This is a genomic window from Lactobacillus sp. (genome assembly GCF_014803895.1).
In genome coordinates, this window is the sequence record NZ_JAAVAU010000005.1 from 89,497 (window position 1) to 108,178 (window position 18,682).

General features: G+C 32.4%; 14 protein-coding genes. 6 read left to right on the forward strand and 8 right to left on the reverse strand.

Going from position 1 to position 18,682, the window contains the following annotated elements; all coding sequences use genetic code 11:
* The first annotated feature begins 79 nt into the window (after positions 1 to 79).
* Together HDR40_RS02650 and HDR40_RS02655 are read left to right on the forward strand one after the other, a co-directional pair.
* The gene (locus tag HDR40_RS02650) at positions 80 to 2,344 is read left to right on the forward strand and encodes a serine/threonine protein kinase (protein ID WP_290626256.1); all 2,265 of its coding nucleotides are present in this window, start codon (positions 80 to 82) and stop codon (positions 2,342 to 2,344) included.
* A gap of 68 nt (positions 2,345 to 2,412) precedes the next feature.
* Complete coding sequence (locus tag HDR40_RS02655) at positions 2,413 to 3,960, forward strand: ABC transporter ATP-binding protein (RefSeq protein ID WP_290626258.1); 1,548 nt, start codon at positions 2,413 to 2,415, stop codon at positions 3,958 to 3,960.
* A 63-nt stretch (positions 3,961 to 4,023) separates the two neighbouring features.
* On the opposite strand, the gene HDR40_RS02660 is transcribed toward HDR40_RS02655, so the two are convergent.
* The 3 genes from HDR40_RS02660 to HDR40_RS02670 all read right to left on the reverse strand — a co-directional run bounded on the left by HDR40_RS02660 (position 4,024) and on the right by HDR40_RS02670 (position 7,699).
* Complete coding sequence (locus HDR40_RS02660) at positions 4,024 to 5,169, reverse strand: matrixin family metalloprotease (protein ID WP_290626259.1); 1,146 nt, start codon at positions 5,167 to 5,169, stop codon at positions 4,024 to 4,026.
* Positions 5,170 to 5,317: 148 nt separating this feature from the next.
* A complete protein-coding gene (locus HDR40_RS02665; RefSeq protein ID WP_290626261.1) occupies positions 5,318 to 6,142 on the reverse strand; it encodes a transcriptional regulator in 825 nt (274 codons plus the stop codon).
* Positions 6,143 to 6,226: 84 nt separating this feature from the next.
* The gene (locus tag HDR40_RS02670) at positions 6,227 to 7,699 is read right to left on the reverse strand and encodes an APC family permease (protein WP_290626263.1); all 1,473 of its coding nucleotides are present in this window, start codon (positions 7,697 to 7,699) and stop codon (positions 6,227 to 6,229) included.
* Between the two features lie 241 nt (positions 7,700 to 7,940).
* Here HDR40_RS02670 and HDR40_RS02675 point away from each other — a divergent pair, with 241 nt between their 5' ends.
* The 3 genes from HDR40_RS02675 to HDR40_RS02685 all read left to right on the forward strand — a co-directional run bounded on the left by HDR40_RS02675 (position 7,941) and on the right by HDR40_RS02685 (position 11,982).
* A complete protein-coding gene (locus HDR40_RS02675; RefSeq protein ID WP_290626264.1) occupies positions 7,941 to 10,031 on the forward strand; it encodes a putative ornithine decarboxylase in 2,091 nt (696 codons plus the stop codon).
* A 23-nt stretch (positions 10,032 to 10,054) separates the two neighbouring features.
* Entirely contained in the window at positions 10,055 to 11,320 is a 1,266-nt protein-coding gene (locus tag HDR40_RS02680; RefSeq protein WP_290626266.1) for a methionine gamma-lyase family protein, read from the forward strand.
* 107 nt (positions 11,321 to 11,427) lie between these two features.
* A complete protein-coding gene (locus tag HDR40_RS02685; protein WP_290626267.1) occupies positions 11,428 to 11,982 on the forward strand; it encodes an isochorismatase family cysteine hydrolase in 555 nt (184 codons plus the stop codon).
* 188 nt (positions 11,983 to 12,170) lie between these two features.
* Here the strand turns inward: HDR40_RS02685 and HDR40_RS02690 are convergent, their stop codons facing one another.
* A complete protein-coding gene (locus HDR40_RS02690; protein WP_290626269.1) occupies positions 12,171 to 13,796 on the reverse strand; it encodes a malolactic enzyme in 1,626 nt (541 codons plus the stop codon).
* A 110-nt stretch (positions 13,797 to 13,906) separates the two neighbouring features.
* On the opposite strand from HDR40_RS02690, the gene HDR40_RS02695 reads away from it, so the two are divergent.
* Positions 13,907 to 14,686 carry a LysR family transcriptional regulator gene (locus HDR40_RS02695; RefSeq protein ID WP_290626271.1) on the forward strand — a complete coding sequence of 260 codons (780 nt, stop codon included), beginning with the start codon at positions 13,907 to 13,909 and terminating at the stop codon, positions 14,684 to 14,686.
* Between the two features lie 158 nt (positions 14,687 to 14,844).
* On the opposite strand, the gene HDR40_RS02700 is transcribed toward HDR40_RS02695, so the two are convergent.
* The 4 genes from HDR40_RS02700 to HDR40_RS02715 form a co-directional block, all read right to left on the reverse strand.
* Entirely contained in the window at positions 14,845 to 16,245 is a 1,401-nt protein-coding gene (locus HDR40_RS02700; RefSeq protein ID WP_290626273.1) for a class II fumarate hydratase, read from the reverse strand.
* 180 nt (positions 16,246 to 16,425) lie between these two features.
* Complete coding sequence (locus HDR40_RS02705) at positions 16,426 to 17,391, reverse strand: AEC family transporter (RefSeq protein ID WP_290626275.1); 966 nt, start codon at positions 17,389 to 17,391, stop codon at positions 16,426 to 16,428.
* A 165-nt stretch (positions 17,392 to 17,556) separates the two neighbouring features.
* Complete coding sequence (locus tag HDR40_RS02710) at positions 17,557 to 18,195, reverse strand: ABC transporter ATP-binding protein (RefSeq protein ID WP_290626277.1); 639 nt, start codon at positions 18,193 to 18,195, stop codon at positions 17,557 to 17,559.
* A gap of 5 nt (positions 18,196 to 18,200) precedes the next feature.
* The gene (locus tag HDR40_RS02715; protein ID WP_290626279.1) at positions 18,201 to 18,635 is read right to left on the reverse strand and encodes a hypothetical protein; all 435 of its coding nucleotides are present in this window, start codon (positions 18,633 to 18,635) and stop codon (positions 18,201 to 18,203) included.
* Positions 18,636 to 18,682 lie beyond the last annotated feature (47 nt).

An 18,682-nucleotide genomic window follows, 5' to 3' on the forward strand; every position in this document is an offset into this window, starting at 1 on the left:
TAATTTGATTAAAAGTAAATAAATAATTGCAAAAAAATATATAAAATATTAAAATTTAATAAAAAAGAGGACAATAAGAATGGAACTAAATTACTTAAATGATATTAATAATCTATTATTAGAAAAAGACAAATTCTCTACCAACATATTACCATCAGGATTTAAAAAATCTGATGAAGTCTTTATTAGTAGAAATGAAAATAATTACTATTTACAATTTAATTTTAATACTGTTCCCTTACCTCACCAAGGATTTAAAATACATGTATCTGCTACTTTAAAAAATTATAAAAAAATTCTAGATATAATCTTTAACTACTGCAAAAACAATAATGTTTGTTTTAAGTACATTTCCAATACATCAAATATTTCAAAAAATTTGAGTGGTAATGCAAAAGTGTGGTCTAGTGGTAAATTTATCACTATTTATCCTGATAATTACTACGAGTTTAAAAAACATATCAACAATCTCTATAGAATAAAGCAATTAAAAAATTACGAAGGTATAGAAGTAATATCTGATAGAAGATATAAAGATTCTTCAATAATTTACTATAGATATGGAATTATTACAGGACCTAATATGCTTATATTTAATCCAAATAATAAAAATGATTATTATGAAGATTATAAAAATCTAATATATTATATTCCAAATTGGGTCACTGAACCTTTTCCAAAAAATATTGATGATAATAAAAAAAGCAAAATACTTTTTAATAAATACTTTCCAGTTAGAGCTTTAAATAATAAAGCTTCCGGATCTACATTTATTGTAGAAGATAATAATAAACAAAAATTTATTTTAAAAAATGCTAAGTCTGGATATATGAGTGGTCAAAATTATGAAACCTCAATTCAGCTACTGCAAAATGAAGCCAAAAACTTAAAACGATTAAGCAAATTTAACTTTTTACCAACTTACAAGGATGAATTTTATGAAGACAAAGATTATTTTTTAGTCGAAAGTCTTGTAAAGGGTGAGGATATTGACTCTTTTAGAGCAGATATTAGAAACAACTTTGTTGATTCATCTAAAAGAGAAGCCACCATTTTAAGATACAAGCTAATAATAGTTGACTTAATAAACAAATTAGAAAAATTGCATCAAAATAAAATATTTTTGGGTGACATATCAGCTAAAAATATTTTAATCGACATAGACAATAACTCTGTTAATTTTATTGATTTAGCTCAATCAGAATTTTTTTCCGACATCAATGAAAACTATTCTTTTTATAGAACTCCAGGATTTTTTGATAATAGAACTCCTTATTTGAACTTAGAACGACAAGATAATCAACAATTGGGATACTTGATAATATCATTATTTACCAGAGCAAATATGTTCTTAAAAATTGATACATCAGGAAAAATGTCTTATGAGTTTTTCGACGAATATTTATCTACCTATAACCTTCCAAAAGTCTATTCTAATATTGTCAAAAAGTTACTTTTCTCTGAGTCTGTAGATTTAATTTCTTTATCCGAAACTGTACTATTATCAGATAATGGAAATGCAATATTTCACGTAAAAAAAGAAAAAATAAGTTATAAATCTATTCTTAAAAAAGCTACTTTAGCTTTACAATCTGCTTATATCGATAGGGTAACTTCAGAAAACGATTCGAAAATTTTTAAATTTGATGACAATAGTGACTTTATTTTTAATAATAATTTAAATTCACTTAGATATAGCTACATCCTAAACAAAAATATCAGCAAAAAGAAACTTTTTTTAGAGTTAGACAAACTTGAAAATATACTACATACCGTAAAAAACAATAAGCAAGCGCAACAACTCAAATTAGGAAATATTCTCTCTCTAGTCTACTGTTGTCTAAAAAATGCTATTACTAAAGAACAGATTCAACAAATAAAAGATATTTTATGCACGATTGATAAACTTTATAAAGTAAATAAAGATTCAAAGTTTATTGGATATAAAATGACTTACTCCTCCTCATACTTATCACCATATTTAGAAGATGGATCTGCTGGTATGTTAATCAATTTTCTTTTATATCGTGATATAACTCATTCAAAACTATTTGATAATAATATTAAGCAAATTGTCGATAATCTTAAAACTTCTTTTATGCCAAAAACTGGAGGTTTTTCTAGAGGTTTATTAGGAATAATATTATCTTTAAATACCTATTCTAAAAAATTCCATGACAAAAAAGTCATAGAGAATATTACAATTATGGCTAACAGACTACCGTATTACTGCTTAAAATTAAATAATATTGCATACTTGATTACATCTTCTTTTGATAGGATATCCTTAGATATTGATGAAGGAAACCGTGGATTGACCAAAATACTAAACGCTTTACCATAAAAGAAAGTTGTGAATTTAATGTCTATAAAGAATCTATTTAAATATAATATAATGTAGGTCTATCATTAGTGATTATTTCCTTCATACTAATTGGATCAATTGCTCTAGCGGCAGGAACTAATTTGCTAACTGCTATCGGCAACACTTTGAAAGGTGGCCATATCTCAGTATTCATTGAATTACTCATAATCTCAACCTTGGCTACTGTAGGCGGAGGAATTATTAAGTATATTGCCGTCTATTTATACAATAAGGCACAGCAGAACTATATTCATCACATCAGAGAACAGATTACTCAATATTACTGGATTAAAGGTGTTAATGTGTCCGCAGCTCAAAATAGACTAACAAATGATATAAAAATAGTTAGCGACAGCCTATTAGATCCTTGTTTAAAAATATTATCATGTGGTTTAGAAATTATTCTTTCCGCAATTTTTGTTTATTCTTATAGTCGTCTATTATTTGTTTTAATAATAGTTTTGGCCTTAATTATCCTAATGTTGCCTAAATTACTTTCTAAACCTGTTGAAAAGGCAACTTCTATGTTGTCAGATAGTAATAAAAAATACTTAAACGTAGTATCTGACTGGATTAATGGCTTAGCAGTATTACAAAGATATAAGCGAAGTAATATTTTTAAGTCTATCTTTGCTAAAGGAAGTAGCAAATTAGAACAATCTACCATTAATTTAAGCAAAAAAAATAGCGAAATTAACTCTATTAATTATTCAGTTAATATTTTAGCTCAGAGTATTATTTTAACAGTAACAGGTATTCTAATAATCAATAACGCAGTTGAATTTGGTGTTTTTTTCAGTATTGGTAATTTCGCCAGTAGTATTTTTACTAATTTAGTGGCTGTAGCTACTAATTTGACCCTATTAAACTCCAGTCATGAAGTAAATAACTCTATAAAAAAACAATTAGATTCTCACATTGAAAGTAATTTTCCATCTCACTCAGATATAACCGACTTTGCAGCCCTTTCATTAAATAATCTTAGCTTCAAAGCAAGTTCAAGCGAACTTATTCATTATCCTGATATCAAAATTAAAAAGGGTGAAAAAGTATTACTTTTAGGAGACAGCGGCACTGGTAAGAGTACTTTATTTAAACTAATTTTAGGGACCTATAAGCCTACTACAGGAAAAATCACTTTTAAAAATTCAAATAACAAAGAAATTCACCCCAATCCTTCTGAAATTGGTTATGTTCCCCAAGATCCTATCTTATTCCCTGGGACAATAGCTGATAATATTACCTTATTTAACCCCCAGCTAAATGATGAAGCACTATACTGGGCTTCTAAATTTGATCTGACAGCTGATTTAAAGAAATTTCCTAAGGGTATAAATAGCCAAATTGATTTAAACAATAATGTGTATTCTGGCGGCCAACGGCAAAAAATAATCTTAGCCCGCTCAAAATTATACAATAGTGAATTACTCTTAATTGATGAAGGTACCTCAGCTATTGACTCAAAAAGCACTTTAAAAATATTAAAGAAATTACTTGATACAGATAATACTATTATTTTTATAGCTCATAATTTATCATCAGAAATTTTAAATATGTTTGATAAAAAAATATACTTAAAATCTTCCAAAGACTAAATAAAAAGTTCGTAGACTTCAAAATCTACGAACTTTCTTTTTATATTCAATTAATTTCACTGATTAATAATTTATAACTGAAACAATTCCAACTTTATTAATTTTGATCTTGGTAGCTTGACTGACTTTCTTATTCTTTTTAAATTGCTTAACAGTGAAATAATTCTTCTTCCCCTTTAATTCTTCAGCAGAAATAAAGACCTTAGTTTTATCAGAAGTTGTTTTCTTACTGCTAATTTTTTTACCTAAATAATAAAGCGAAACTGAACTATTTGGTTCCGTACTCAAAGTAGCGGTAATGCCTTTTTTAGTACGTACAGTTTTCAACGCAACTGGTTGTTTAGCCGCATACTTAGAAGACGATAATTTTGTAGTAGAGGTTACCTTTTTGCCATGAGCATCTACTGCATACAATGAGAAGGTCTTATAGCCAGTAAACTTTACATTAGTTGTAAAAGATCCATCTTTTACAGAGGTTGTTTTTACCTCTTTATTTCCATACTTCACGACTACCTTCTTGCCCTTAGTAGCTAACCCGGAGATAGTAAGTGTCTTTTTAGTAGAATCGTATTTACTTTTAATGCTTCTGATTTCTGGTTTTATAGTGTCATATACAGTAATTGTTACAATTTGATTTTCCATCCCAGGAATTGTATCAAATGATGCTACTGTAGAATACCTCTTATTCATTCCACGGACATCACAATCTTCTATTGGATAATATCTATTAGCAGGATTCATAACAGAAATACTACCTACACTATTGTGATTTAATCCTAAAGCATGTCCAAGTTCATGTTCAGCAACATGTACTTGATCTGACGTACTATAATTCCACTTTTTAAAAGTAGTTCTATTTATTCTGACATCACTCGAAATAATCTGACCAGTTGATTTGTTATAGTTTACTGTATCATAACCTGCTACACTTGTATCATTACCAGCATAACTGCTTAAAGTAGTTTTAGAATGATCTGCAGCTTTTTTCCATGCAAATCCTTTATTTTTCCATGCATTAATAGCCTGGCTCCAAACACTTTTATAATGATCAGAAATAGACTTATCATAATAATAAGCAGTCTTATACTTATACCTATATTTTGCAATAGGGGTAGTAGATAAAGTAGCTGCTTCTACTTTACTAGCTTCCCCCATGCCAGCTAAAGTTAATAATAAAGCACTAAATACCCAAAATTTACTTTTTTTCATAATTTACCTCCAAAATGTAATTATTATGGTAATAATACTGGCAATAACATTTCCCAATCCATATGATTTCCCCTTTTCTTAAATGTTCTAGAGATAGAGTAATACTAAATTTTATTATTTTTAATAAAATTTCGAATACGAAATATTTTTACTGTGGCCAATTATTAATGCCTGTTTTCGAACCAAGTTTTAATAATTCAACTTTAATTTTTCTGGCATCTAAAATCTCCCCATCAAATAATTTCCTATAATATTTTTCTGAGATTCTATAAATCATAAAATGTGGTACATCTGGTAATTCATACAAAAAACTTAATGCATTCTGAACATTTATATTTTTTACTTCTCTTTTATCAAATTTCCAATGCAAATAGTTATCACATAGCATTGCATACCTTTCTAACATATGTTCAGAAATTTTTTTCATCCTACTAATTTTAAAAAAGAAAAAACTCATTTTTTCTTCTATTAATTCAGACGATAAGATAACTAGTGATGTTGCGAACAACCGTAAAGCTGGAAGATTATTAATCCAATTTGAATCATTTTTAATTTTATTAATGATCTGATTTTTAATTTTACTATCTAGCTTATCTAAATTTTTAGTTAAATCAGCAACTATCAAATAGTCATGGAATAATTCCGAATCTGATAATTCTAACTCTTTTAACTTAGTTATTAATAGTTGTACTTCTTTTAAATTTCCTGTATTTGCTTCAATAAACATTTGCTTCCTAATTTTATCTATACAATCTTTTCTACTAGATATATATGTTTCCTTCAGTTTTTCAAAGAAATCTTCGACATCAATATCATGGAATAGCAATAGTTGTACTAAAGCTTCACTATTCAATATTTGCTTCTCATTTATGACCTTTGAATAAGTTGCTTGTGACATTATATTCCCTGCCATTTGCTTATTATTTAATCCTAGTCTTCTTTGTTCATCTTTCAATGCTTCTCCAATTGTCATTATTTTACTCCTTCCCAAAATTCTTTTTTGAATATAATAAAAATCTTCGCTTATACAAGAATAAACGAAGATTTTTTGCTTCAATTACTTTTCCATCATCTGCTCACGTCTAGCTTCTCGCTTCCTAAGAATTGGCAAGATAAAGCCTAAACCAAAGAGCACAATAACAGTTATCACGTTAAGTAATAATTGGTGGTTAAAACCACTGGTACCAAATTTAACATTTTGTGGAATAAAACCTAAGGTCGCACAAACAAATGTGAATATCAAGCACCAGAATCCCACAGTCAAAGCACCAGTTTTATTTTTAATAAAGACATAATCAGAATGATACTTCTCTTGGTGCATTCTCATTGCTACAAAGGCGAAGAATACCCAACAAGTCTTGTACGGTGAAATAATACCGTTGATATTCAAGAGCCAGTTATAAATTGTATTGATATTTGGCAAAGTACCAGTTAAAAGTAATAAGAACAAACTCAACCCAACAGTAAAGGTATAAGAGTGAACTGGACGACCATTCTTGTTCTTTTTAGTAAGCCACTTAGGCATAAACTTATCAGCCACATCACCGGCAAATACACGACTTGAAGCATCAAGTAAAACGGCAAGTTGAGCCATCATAAAGAGTGCCTGCACAACAGCAAAGATATACATCAAGATCTTGCCCATTCCCAAGCTTTCTCCAAGTAACTGGAAGGCATAGTAAGGACCGTTCATCTTGAAGTCATGTGGGATATGGTGAGCATTAAAGAACATTGCCAATGCTAAAGTACCAAAGATAGTTAAGAATCCCGTCATAATTGCGAGCATCCACATTGACTTAGGGAAATCGCGCTTAGGATTTTTCATTTCAGAAACATATGGTGCAGCCAATTCTGCCCCAGACATTGCAAAAATCAATAAACCTGTAGTTGAAAAGTAGTTCAAACTAAAGCTTGGTTTAAACGCACCCCAGTTGAATGGTTGAGTAGCGATGTGGTGTCCGTTATGAAGCACTGCCCATGCTGCTAAAGCAACAAATAGGAATGACATAATAAACATCGCACCCCCACCGATCAGTGAGAGAATTTCTAGAGAATTTTTGAGTTTATTTTCTAATAAAATGAAAATTAAAATAATTACAAATGTTAGCATCCCAAACCAAAAGGTTGACATTTTTTTGTCGAGGGAATTATTACCAAAAATCATCCAACTGAAAGATACGATAACTGAGTTGGAGACATCTACAATATAAGGTACACTCTGGACCCAATACATCCAAGAAGTCCAGTAACCTAAAGTATCGTTACTACTCCGACGTACCCAAGAAGCAAGACCACCTTCTTGATTATCAAAGGTTAAACTCATCTGACTTGAAATCAGTGCGTAAGGTATTACGTAAGAAAATAGCAGAAAGATCCATGAAATAACCACAGATAATCCTTGATTTTGAAATGGATAGAAAATATTTTCAAAACTGATAATTGTAACAAAGTCAATCAACGCAATGACTGGCCAGCTCATATAGTGTTTTTTATTTGGTTCTAAATTGATGGTTTCTGTTTCTAAAGCCATAGCTCTCCTCTAATCTAAAATACTTGCACTTTATTTTGGGTTAGAAGAGAACCTTGGGCTTGGACGATTTGGTGGTAAGAACGAAATTCTTAATTTCACTTGTATATTTCCCCAACGATTTATATAATTTATCCCAAAGTATCCTTATAAAATGTAACAGGACATATGGAGAAAATTATAATGATTTTCTCATTAGTTGCAAGACTTTTTTTATAATTTTATCAACTTGGAAGGGGAAACGATGAATTTTTTGAAAATTGCCATTGGCAATGACATTAAAATTAACGATGCTGATATTTCTACAGAATCGCTTTCTAATCATATCAATGCTGCTCAATTAGCAGCAATTGTATTAAAACAAGACGATCAAGCTGCTTTTACAACTGCTAAAAATTTGCAACAAACTTCCGGTCTCCCTATTCCTATTATTTCAGTTAATAATTCTCAACTTAACAAAGAAGATTTAAAGAAAATTAAACACGCAGCTCAAACCTATATTGATAAAATGGTTCCAGGTTTTCTAACTGATTTAATTAATTTTGCTCAAGATCAACCAATTAGCTTTACCACACCTGGTCATCATAATGGTCAATACTATGATAAGCATCCTGCAGGTGCTCTCTTCAATAATTTTTTTGGTAAAAACCTAATGTATGCTGATACAAGTGATACTGTACCTGAACTTGGTGATACTATGACACATGATGGTACACCCTTAAGTGCTGAACAAAAGGCAGCTCAAACTTATAATGCCGATAAAGTTTATTTCTGTACTAACGGTACAACTAGTTCTAACTCAATATGTGCGAATGCACTTTTAACTGAAGGTGACCTAGTTCTATTTGATAGAAATAATCATAAATCCCTTTATAACAGTGCACTAGTAATGACAGGTGCTAAACCTGTTTATATTCCCACAGACCGTAATCCTCTAGGTTTAATTGGTGAAATGGATCCAGCAGCTCTTAGCGAAAAAAATATTCGTAAACAAATTGCTAAAGTTGCACCACAAAAAGCTCAAAAGAAACGTCCTTTTAGATTAGCAATCGTTCAAGCAGATACTTATGATGGGATTTTTTATAATGCGCAATGGATCATTGATAAAATTGGCAAACTTTGTGATTACATTTTATTTGATTCTGCTTGGGCTGGATTTGAACAATTTATGCCACTTACCAGCCAACTTTCACCACTCAATTTAAAATACGGTCCAGACGACCCAGGAATTTTAGTAACCCAATCACTGCATAAGCAACAAGCAGGTTTGGCTCAAACTTCACAAATTTTAAAAAAAGATGCCCATATTAAGGGACAAAAACGTTACGTTGACCACAAACATTTTAATCATGCTTACCTAAAATTTGTAACTTCAAGTTACTCTTATCCACTTTATGCTTCCTTAACCTCGAATGCTTATATTACAGCTGGATCAAGCAATCGCCAATGGTGGGACGAAGTTGTTTGCTTAGGTATTAAATGGCGTAAACAACTTCTTAAGAAATCTAAACTTTTTCGTCCATTTGTACCAGATAATTTTGGTGAGATTTCTATCAATGACTTAGCAACTAGCAGCAAATACTGGCAACTTAATCCAAATGAAACTTGGCATGGATTCCAAAAAATAGCAAAGGGTGAGGCAATGCTTGATCCAACTAAAATTACCGTTATTACCCCGGGAATAAATATTTCAAAAAAGAAATATGAAGCTACTGGAATTCCAGCTCCAATCGTCTCTGAATTTTTAATGGAGAAAAGGATCATCCGCGCTAAAGGTGATTTGAATTCAATTCTTTTCTTACTCACACCCGGTGACAGTGAGGCAGAACTCAATATATTGCTAGATGCATTTTTAGAATTTGAAGAACTTTACAATAAAGATGTACCCCTTAAAAAAGTTATGCCCAAACTTGCTCAAACTTATTCTGACCGATATAAAGGCTATACTCTCAAGCAACTATGCCAAGAAATGCATAACTACTATAAGGATAGCAATACTTTTACTCTTCAACAGGAGCTCTTTGCAAAATCTAATATGCAAAACTACACCTTACTTCCTAAAGAAGCTGATACGTTTTTCATAAAAAATGAAAGTGAACTAGTTGATCTATCCAAAGTTCAAGGACGAATTGCTGCCGAGGGAGCCCTTCCTTATCCACCAGGCGTCTTTATCGTCGCTCCTGGTGAAAAGTGGGGAGCTATTGATCAGAAATACTTTGAAGTTCTAGTTGGAGCTATTGAGCGCTTCCCAGGCTTTGTTCCAGAAATTCAAGGCGTTTATTGGAATCAAAGTAAAGATGGCAAAATTTCTGTTCAAGCTGAAGTACTAAAATAATTTATTTGGAGGTTTTTTACAAAATGACATTATCTTGGAAAAAAGATTTACCACAAGAATTACAAGAAAAAGTTGAAAAGGTTGAAAAAAAGATTCAACCTCGCTTAGAAGAAATCGATGAACAAGTACTTTACAATCAACAACGCGTACTTAACTTATTTAGAAAACACCATGTTGGTGAAGAAGATCTAGTTCCCTCCACTGGTTATGGCTATGATAATATTGGCCGCGATAAACTTGAAAAAATTTATGCTAACTATTTTAAGGTTGATGATGCACTTGTTCGTCCTCAATTCGCTTCTGGTACCCATGCCATCTCTACTGCCTTATTTAGTATGCTACGTCCGAATGATACCCTTTACTATCTAACTGGAACTCCATACGACACCATTCAAGAAGTTATTGGTCTGGCTGGTAATAAACCGGGTAATATGAAAGAATGGGGCATTAATTTCGCTACTACAGAATTACTGGATAATGGTGAAGTCGACTATAAAAAGGCCAAAACAGATATTATGAATCCCGCAATTAAGGTAGTAGCAATTCAGCGTTCACTCGGCTACTCTGTCAGAGATAGCTTTACTGTTGCTAAAATCAAAAAAATGATTGAATTCGTTAAAGAAAATCGTCCTGATGTAAATATTTTTATTGATAATTGTTATGGTGAATTTTCTGAAACTGAAGAGCCTACTTTCTTTGGTGCTGATATTATGGCAGGGTCACTATATAAAAATGCAGGTGCAGGAATTGTTAAAGGTGGCGCCTTCTTAGTAGGTCGTAAAGATTTAATTGAAGGTGCTGGTTCACGTCTAACCGTTCCTGGTGCTGGTAAAAGTGAGGGAGCAACCTGGGGTTACATGCGAGACATGTACCAAGGATTTTTTATGGCTGCTCATACTACTGGGGAAGCACAAAAAGGAATGATTTATACGGCTGCTTTATGTGAAGAAATGGGGATGGATGTTGCACCTAAATGGGATGCACCAAGAACTGATATTGTCCAAACCGTTACCTTTGGTGAACCTGATCCAATGATTAAGTTTTGTGCAGCAATTCAACACTATTCCCCAATGAATTCATTTGTAGATCCTATTCCTTATCATCAAGATGGTTATGAAGATGAAGTTGTGATGGCTTCTGGAAGCTTTGTAGAAGGATCTACTATTGAACTTTCTTCAGATGGTCCAATTCGTCCCCCATACCGTCTCTATATCCAAGGTGGTCTTTCTTATGCACATGTTAAAATTGCCATCACCCATGCAGTTAAAGATACTTTTTACAAAGATTAATATTTTAGGTATTTCTTCGGAAATACCTTTTTTGTTACACATGGAACATATTGTTTGCAGAAATCAGTTAAGATTCTTATACTAGAAAAAATGATTGGAGAAAAAGTATGACAAACAAAGCTTTATTAATTATTGACTACACTAACGATTTTGTTGATGACAATGGTGCTCTAACTTGTGGCAAGCCGGCTCAAAAATTAGAAAATAATATCGTTAATTTAGCTGATACATTTTTAGACGACAATAATTGGGTTATTTTACCAACTGACTTACATTATAAAGATGATCCTTATCATCCTGAAAGCAAACTCTTTCCAGCTCATAATTTACCTAACACTTGGGGCAGAAAATTCTACGGTAAGTTACAAACGTGGTATGAAAAAAATAAAGACAATGAACACGTAATTTTTATGGACAAGACACGCTATTCTGCCTTTGCAGGTACACCACTTGATCTAATTTTACGTGATCGTCACATTGATACCCTTCATCTAACCGGGGTATGTACCGATATTTGTGTCCTTCACACGGCAGTAGATGCCTATAATCGCGATTATAATTTAGTTATTCATGAAAAATCTGTCGCTGCTTTAAATACCGCTGGGCAAAACTGGGCATTAAACCATTTTAGAGCTTGCTTAGGAGCTAATATTATCGATTAAAAACAAAGAAGTTACTGATTTCTCTAAGCTATTTTTGTTAGCATAATATATCCCTACCTCTTCTTTGCAGCAGAAACTTCACCTAAATTTGCCAAAAATTTAGCAAAATAATTATAAATAAAAATCCCTTATGAAATAGTAGATGAATCTCATAAGGGATTTTTAAATTTTATTCTAAATTAAAAGTATTAATAACGTGGAATCCACTTCATACTTTCAGTAGCAGCTTTAGCATCTGTAATGCCTTCACCAGCAAGCTTTTCATCAATTGCGGCTTGAGTAACTGCGATAGCTTCTTTTTCAGTAAAACTTTGAAGTTTACTGATAGGTGGCAATACTGGTGCACCTGGTTCATCAGGATCAACAATACCACCTAAAGAGTGAGCAGCTGCTGATAATAATTCATCAGTAACTAACTTCGCTTCACTAGCAAGAACACCTAAACCTAAACCAGGGTAAATTAAAGCATTATTTGCTTGACCAATATGGTAAGTTACACCTTTGTATTCAACCGGTGCAGAAGGAATACCAGTAGCCACTAATGCACGACCATCAGTCCACTTAATAACGTTTTCTGCAGTAGCTTCAATTAATTCAGTCGGATTAGAAATTGGGAAGATAATTGGACGTTCAGTATGCTTAGCCATTTCTTTAATTGCACCTTCAGTAAATGCACCAGCATTAGTTGAAGTACCAATCATAACTGTTGGATGAACCGCAGCAATAATCTTTTCAAGATCAGTTAATTCATCGGCATTAGCAAATTCAGAACGCTTACGTACAAATGGTTTTTGTTCAGGTGTTAAACCTGGAGTATCTTCAAATAGCAAACCTTGCTTATCAACTAAGTAGAAGTGCTTCTTAGCTTCTTCAGGATCCATTCCTTCAACAAGCATTTCGCGATACATCATATTCGCAATACCCATACCAGCAGTACCAGCACCATAAGTTAAGAATACTTGATCAGTAAATTTCTCTTTAGAAATATTTAATGCACCAAGTACACCTGATAAACATACTATACCAGTACCTTGAACATCATCATTAAATACTGGAATTTCCTTACGATACTTATTCAAAATCTTAGTAGCGTTATCACGACCAAAATCTTCAAAGTGAATGTAAACATCATCGAATACTTCACGCGCAGTTCTTACGAATTTTTCAACAAAATCATAGTACTTTTCACCAGTTACGCGTTCATGCTTGTTACCGAGGTAGAATGGATCATTAAGTAAAGTTTCGTTGTTAGTACCCACATCTAAACCAACTGGAAGTACTTCTCTTGGATCAATACCTGCTGCTGCAGTATAAACCATCAACTTACCAACAGAGATATTTACACCATTGGCACCCCAATCACCAATACCTAAAATACCTTCACCGTCAGTCACAACGATTAACTTGATCTTACGACCACCTGCAGCATTCTTTAAACTTTCTTCAATAGCATCGGGATCATCAATTGAAAGAAATGCCGCATTTTGAGGTCTCATGAAAATTTCACTATAATATTTAATAGCTGGTGAAATAACTGGATCATAAACAACTGGAAGCATTTCTTCAAGATGTTGTTCTAAAACGTAGTAGAACAAAGTTCGATTGGTATCAAATACTTCCATTAAATATTCACGTTTTTGTAATCCATCAGGACGTTCCTTGTATTGGTCATAAATACGCTTAGCTTGTTGTTCAATACTTTGAACTTCGGTTGGTAATGTACCCACCAAGCCAAGTGCTTCTCTTTCACTCTTAGTGAATGCAGTTCCTTTATTTAAAAAAGGATCATTTAAAATATTATATGCATTAGTCATGAAGATTGCCTCCTAAAATTCTTTACTCATTTTTGATTATAGGAGGGAGAAATATTTATAGTCAAATCCAACGAAATACCAATCATTTATTTATATGAGGTTAAATAATATTGAATATTCAAGATTTAAAATACTATCATGAATTAGTAAATCAAAAGAGTTATACAAAAACAGCTAGAAAATTTGGCGTTAGTCAACCAACAATTACGGCTGCAGTTAAACGTTTAGAAAAAAAGTTTAATGCTAAATTTCTAATTCGTGATCAATCCCACAAAAATATCATTATTACCAAAATAGGGATGCAATTCGACGAGCATGTTCAGTCAATTTTAAATGAAATTAATGTTGCCGAAGCTGAAATAAAACAAGCATCAAGTGCTGAAATTTCATTTGGCTTACCACCAATTATTGGGCGTAATTTTTTTCCGACACTCGTGCCTAAATTATTAGAAATTAGTGTACTTAACCATTTAAACGTTATTGAGCGCGGATCTTATGACTTAGAGCAGATGCTACGTTCTGGCACTGTCAATATTGCCCTGCTTGGTCAAACAAATCTTAATACTTTTTCTGAAATCGATTTTCATTTAATCAAACGTTATCCCATGAAAATAGTCGTTTCTAAAGATAGTCCTCTTGCACATAAAGAAACAATCTCTTTCAAAGAATTAGCACAGATGGATTTTATTGGACTAAATAATGATTATATTCATACTCGTGCCTTAGATCAATTACTTGAAAGAAATAAAATTAGCCTAAATACTATTTATCGCAGTCCTGATGTAATGGTAGTTAAAGACTTAGTATCGAAAAATATTGGTTTTTCTTATTTAACATCTTTATCCGTTAAACCAAGTGATAATATTGTATCTAATTCCATTATCGGATAAAGATCAGCCAGAATTTCTACTAGTAGCTGCGAAACGTAAGAACTATTTAATGACTGAACGAGAAGAAACTTTTTGGAAAATTTTAACAGAAAAATAAAAACAGAATCAATTGATTCTGTTTTTATAAAAGAATTAACATCTGAGTTAATTCTTTTTTATTATTCAGGAGTGTTGTTTTCAATATTAGTCATCTTCAACAAGTCCATCCACTTATCATATTCAGCTTCAGTTACTTTACCACTCTTCAATGCTGCTTCTTTCAAGGTAATACCTTCCTTATCAGCATTTTGGGCAATTTTAGCAGCATCATGATAACCAATATGTGGGGATAACGCTGTAACGGTCATCAAGCTATTCTCAAGTAGCTCATTCATATGTTGCTCATTAACCGTTAACCCTTGAATCATTCGATCAGTAAATCCAGTTATAGTACCAGATAGAATTTGGCATGAATTAAGGAAAGCCGCAATAATAACCGGTTTATAAACGTTAAATTCAAATTGACCCTGAGAAGCTGCAAAAGTAATAGTAGTATCATTACCAAATACTTGGGCTGCTGCCATCGTTACAGCTTCTGCTTGAGTAGGATTAACTTTGCCAGGCATAATCGATGAACCAGGCTCATTTGCCGGAATATTGAGTTCATTATAACCAGCACGGGGACCGGATGCTAAGTAACGAATATCCTGGGCTATCTTAAACACGTCTGCTGCCAAGGTCTTGATTGCACCATGAACAACATCCAATCCAGAATGATGAGCCATTCCCCAGAATTTATTATTCTCTACTTTAAAGTCATGATGATATACCCTACTTAATTTTTCACCAATCTTTTCCTTCATACCAGGTGCAGCATTTAGACCAGTTCCTGTAGCAGTTCCCCCAATAGCCAAATCATATAGTGTTGGCTTTAATTGCTGAATATATCCTAAATCATGTTTTAAGGCAGCAATATAGCCCGATAATTCCTCACCAAAAGTAATTGGTACAGCATCTTGCAAATGGGTACGGCCAACTTTAACTGTCTTCCAGTACTTATCTTGCTTTACCTTTAATTCTTCAATTAAGTGTTCCACTACTGGTTCAAGTTCATCTAAAGCTTCAACTGCCGTAATATTCATTACGGTTGGAAAAGTATCATTTGAAGATTGTCCTCGGTTAACATCATCATTAGGTAAAACATTTAACCCAGGATGGAGCTTATTTGCCAAGTTTGCAACAACTTCGTTAACATTCATGTTAGTTTGAGTACCTGATCCGGTTTGTAATACATGAAGTGGGAAATCTTTTCTTAGATCTTTATCACTTAGAGCAAGTAAATGATCGATAGCATCTTCAATTGCTTCTCCCTTATCTTGCGGTTCATCACCAATTTCAACATTTGATTCCGTAGCAGCACGTTTTAAGTGGAGAAATGCTCGAATAATTGATAGTGGCATTAATTCACCTGTGGGAAAATTATTGCGACTACGTTCAGTTTGTGGTCCCCATAGAGCATCCTTATTAATTTTAACGGGACCAAGTGTATCTTCTTCAATACGATAATTTTCTTCTGTCATAATATATTTTTCCTTTCTTACAGGCTTGCAAAATCACTAATACAACTTATTGTGAATTCTTTAACTAGAAATATATCACAATTATATTCAGAACTAAATTTTTTAGTAAAAAAAAGAATCAAGTCATATGACCTGATTCTAAAAAATATTGAAAATAGTAACTATTAATTCTATAGCTTATTAGCCAATGATTAACATTAATACTGGAACAACTACGATAAATAAAATAGTACTCAAAACAACAACATTAGTTGCGTAATCAACATCTCCGTGAGCATCTCCTGCCAAAACTGGTAAAACGGCTAATGCTGGAGTTGCAGCTTGTACGATAAAGGTCTTGCTCATTAAAGGTGCCATTGAAAGACCAATAGCTGGTGCAAAAACCTTAATTAATAAAATCATAACTGCAGGTGCTAAAACAAAACGACCTAGCAAAGCTACAACAGTATCTCTATCTAATTTAACATTTTTAATACCGGAATTTGCTAAAACAATACCAATATAAATTAACGATAATGGTGTCACAAGGTTACCAATATAAGTAAAGGTTTGACTAGCAAATGAAGGCAATTGAAGACCTGTTAAAAGCCATAAAACTGCTACAATGAAACCAACAAGTGGCATTGGAAGAAGTTTCTTCCATTCAATTTTACGTTCTTTCTTTTCTTCCTTGATCAAAGTAGGATCATCATTCTTAATTAAGAATACACCAAATGCCCAAGTAGAAACGGTGTTAATGATGTAGTAAATCAAGAAATATGGCATTGCTTCATTACCAAATAAAGCAACGTTTAAAGGCATCCCAATAAAAATAGTATTAGCGTTAGCAATTGTATTAATAAAGGTACCACGACGACCTACGCGAATCTTCATTACCTTTACCAAAATAAACGCTACAATATAAGAAATTACTACCCCAATAGCAGGAATAAGTAATCCCGCAAATAAATTAAGTAATTTTCCACGGGTAAGATTATTTTGGACAGATATAAAAATTGAAGCTGGCAAAGCTATCTTAGTAATAATCTTAGAAATATTACCTGAAAAGCTATCTGCTAACCAACCAGCACGACGCAAAACATATCCAAGCAACATAATCAAGACAATTACGACAATGCTTGACACAGAGGTTAAGAATGCTGTCATTGAATAGAGTCCTCCTCATATAAATTAAACTTTAGTTATATTAATGGTCGTAGATATGACCATAATTCTAACATAGTACTTATACTACGTTTTTTGAATTTTTCAACCTTTTTTTGTTTTTTCACAAAATAAAAAGGGCTTTCAAACCCTTGGTGTACTGCTATCTTAACCTTTTATTACTGAAACAGTACCGTTTTTTACTCGATAAATTTTATCTGCTAAATCATTAATTACTTCCTTATCATGACTAGCAATCAGAATTGTTTTTTCTTCACTAGCAAGTTGTTTCATTTTTTGTTTAAAAATTTCAACCGCTTCATCATCCAAACCATTAGTTGGTTCATCTAAAACAAGTAATTCTTGATTTTCCATATAACTTTGAATAATCGCAAGTTTTTGACGCATCCCCAACGAATATTTCTTTACTTTAGTGTCTTGGTACTTATCCATGCCAAAAACTCGCATTGCAGCAATAATTTCTTCTCTATCCACTAAGTTTTTAATATCAGCCAAATACTCTAAGTTTTTTAATCCAGTATAAGAATTGATAAAACCAGGCGTTTCAATAATTGTTCCTACATTAACTGGCATTTCACTATTAAGATTGATTCTTTGTCCCTTAATCTTAATTTCGCCATCAGTCTTGATGAAACCAAGGAGAGCACGAAAGAGCATCGTCTTACCAGAACCGTTTTCACCAACAAAACCATTAACCGTACCCTGCTCTATTTCCAGAGAAATATTATTTAACAACCAATCATTTTTTACCCTTTTAGAAACATTTTTTAATTCGATATAAGCCATACTTATCAGATCACTTCCACTTTTTTATTTACAAAATAAATTCCGACTATCAAAATTGCACTGCAAATTAATTCAAAATAAATCGCATTTAAACTTGGTGTCGTTACAAACAATAGAAAATTCGTCTTAAATGCCAGCGCAAAAATCCCTAAAATAATTCCTACTTGCCAACTAAACGTCTGCGTAAACAGCAAGCTAATTAGTAACAATAGTAGTGTGACAGCTGCGAAGCTTACTGTTGCGTTAACAAATAACCAAGCAATTAACTCCATATCTTGAAATTTATTGCATAACGTTATTATTGCAAAATAAACAAAATTATAAATTATTGTTGCGACACCTAGATTAATAACTGTCGTCCCCAAAATTTTATTTCTACTTGGATATCTGATCTGTGTCATGGGATTAGGTGCTAGTAGTATCTCTTCTAACCTAGACAAGATTAGCAATTCTCCCACCAAGTAATACAAGATCCAATTTAAGTTTT

Bases quoted from the DNA above. Each gene is read 5' to 3' on its own strand.
- HDR40_RS02700 (WP_290626273.1), bottom strand. From the start codon at position 16,245: ATGACAGAAGAAAATTATCGTATTGAAGAAGATACACTTGGTCCCGTT.
- HDR40_RS02665 (WP_290626261.1), bottom strand. From the start codon at position 6,142: ATGACAATTGGAGAAGCATTGAAAGATGAACAAAGAAGACTAGGATTA.
- HDR40_RS02680 (WP_290626266.1), top strand. From the start codon at position 10,055: ATGACATTATCTTGGAAAAAAGATTTACCACAAGAATTACAAGAAAAA.
- HDR40_RS02660 (WP_290626259.1), bottom strand. From the start codon at position 5,169: ATGAAAAAAAGTAAATTTTGGGTATTTAGTGCTTTATTATTAACTTTA.
- HDR40_RS02670 (WP_290626263.1), bottom strand. From the start codon at position 7,699: ATGGCTTTAGAAACAGAAACCATCAATTTAGAACCAAATAAAAAACAC.
- HDR40_RS02705 (WP_290626275.1), bottom strand. From the start codon at position 17,391: ATGACAGCATTCTTAACCTCTGTGTCAAGCATTGTCGTAATTGTCTTG.
- HDR40_RS02710 (WP_290626277.1), bottom strand. From the start codon at position 18,195: ATGGCTTATATCGAATTAAAAAATGTTTCTAAAAGGGTAAAAAATGAT.
- HDR40_RS02685 (WP_290626267.1), top strand. From the start codon at position 11,428: ATGACAAACAAAGCTTTATTAATTATTGACTACACTAACGATTTTGTT.
- HDR40_RS02650 (WP_290626256.1), top strand. From the start codon at position 80: ATGGAACTAAATTACTTAAATGATATTAATAATCTATTATTAGAAAAA.
- HDR40_RS02690 (WP_290626269.1), bottom strand. From the start codon at position 13,796: ATGACTAATGCATATAATATTTTAAATGATCCTTTTTTAAATAAAGGA.
- HDR40_RS02675 (WP_290626264.1), top strand. From the start codon at position 7,941: ATGAATTTTTTGAAAATTGCCATTGGCAATGACATTAAAATTAACGAT.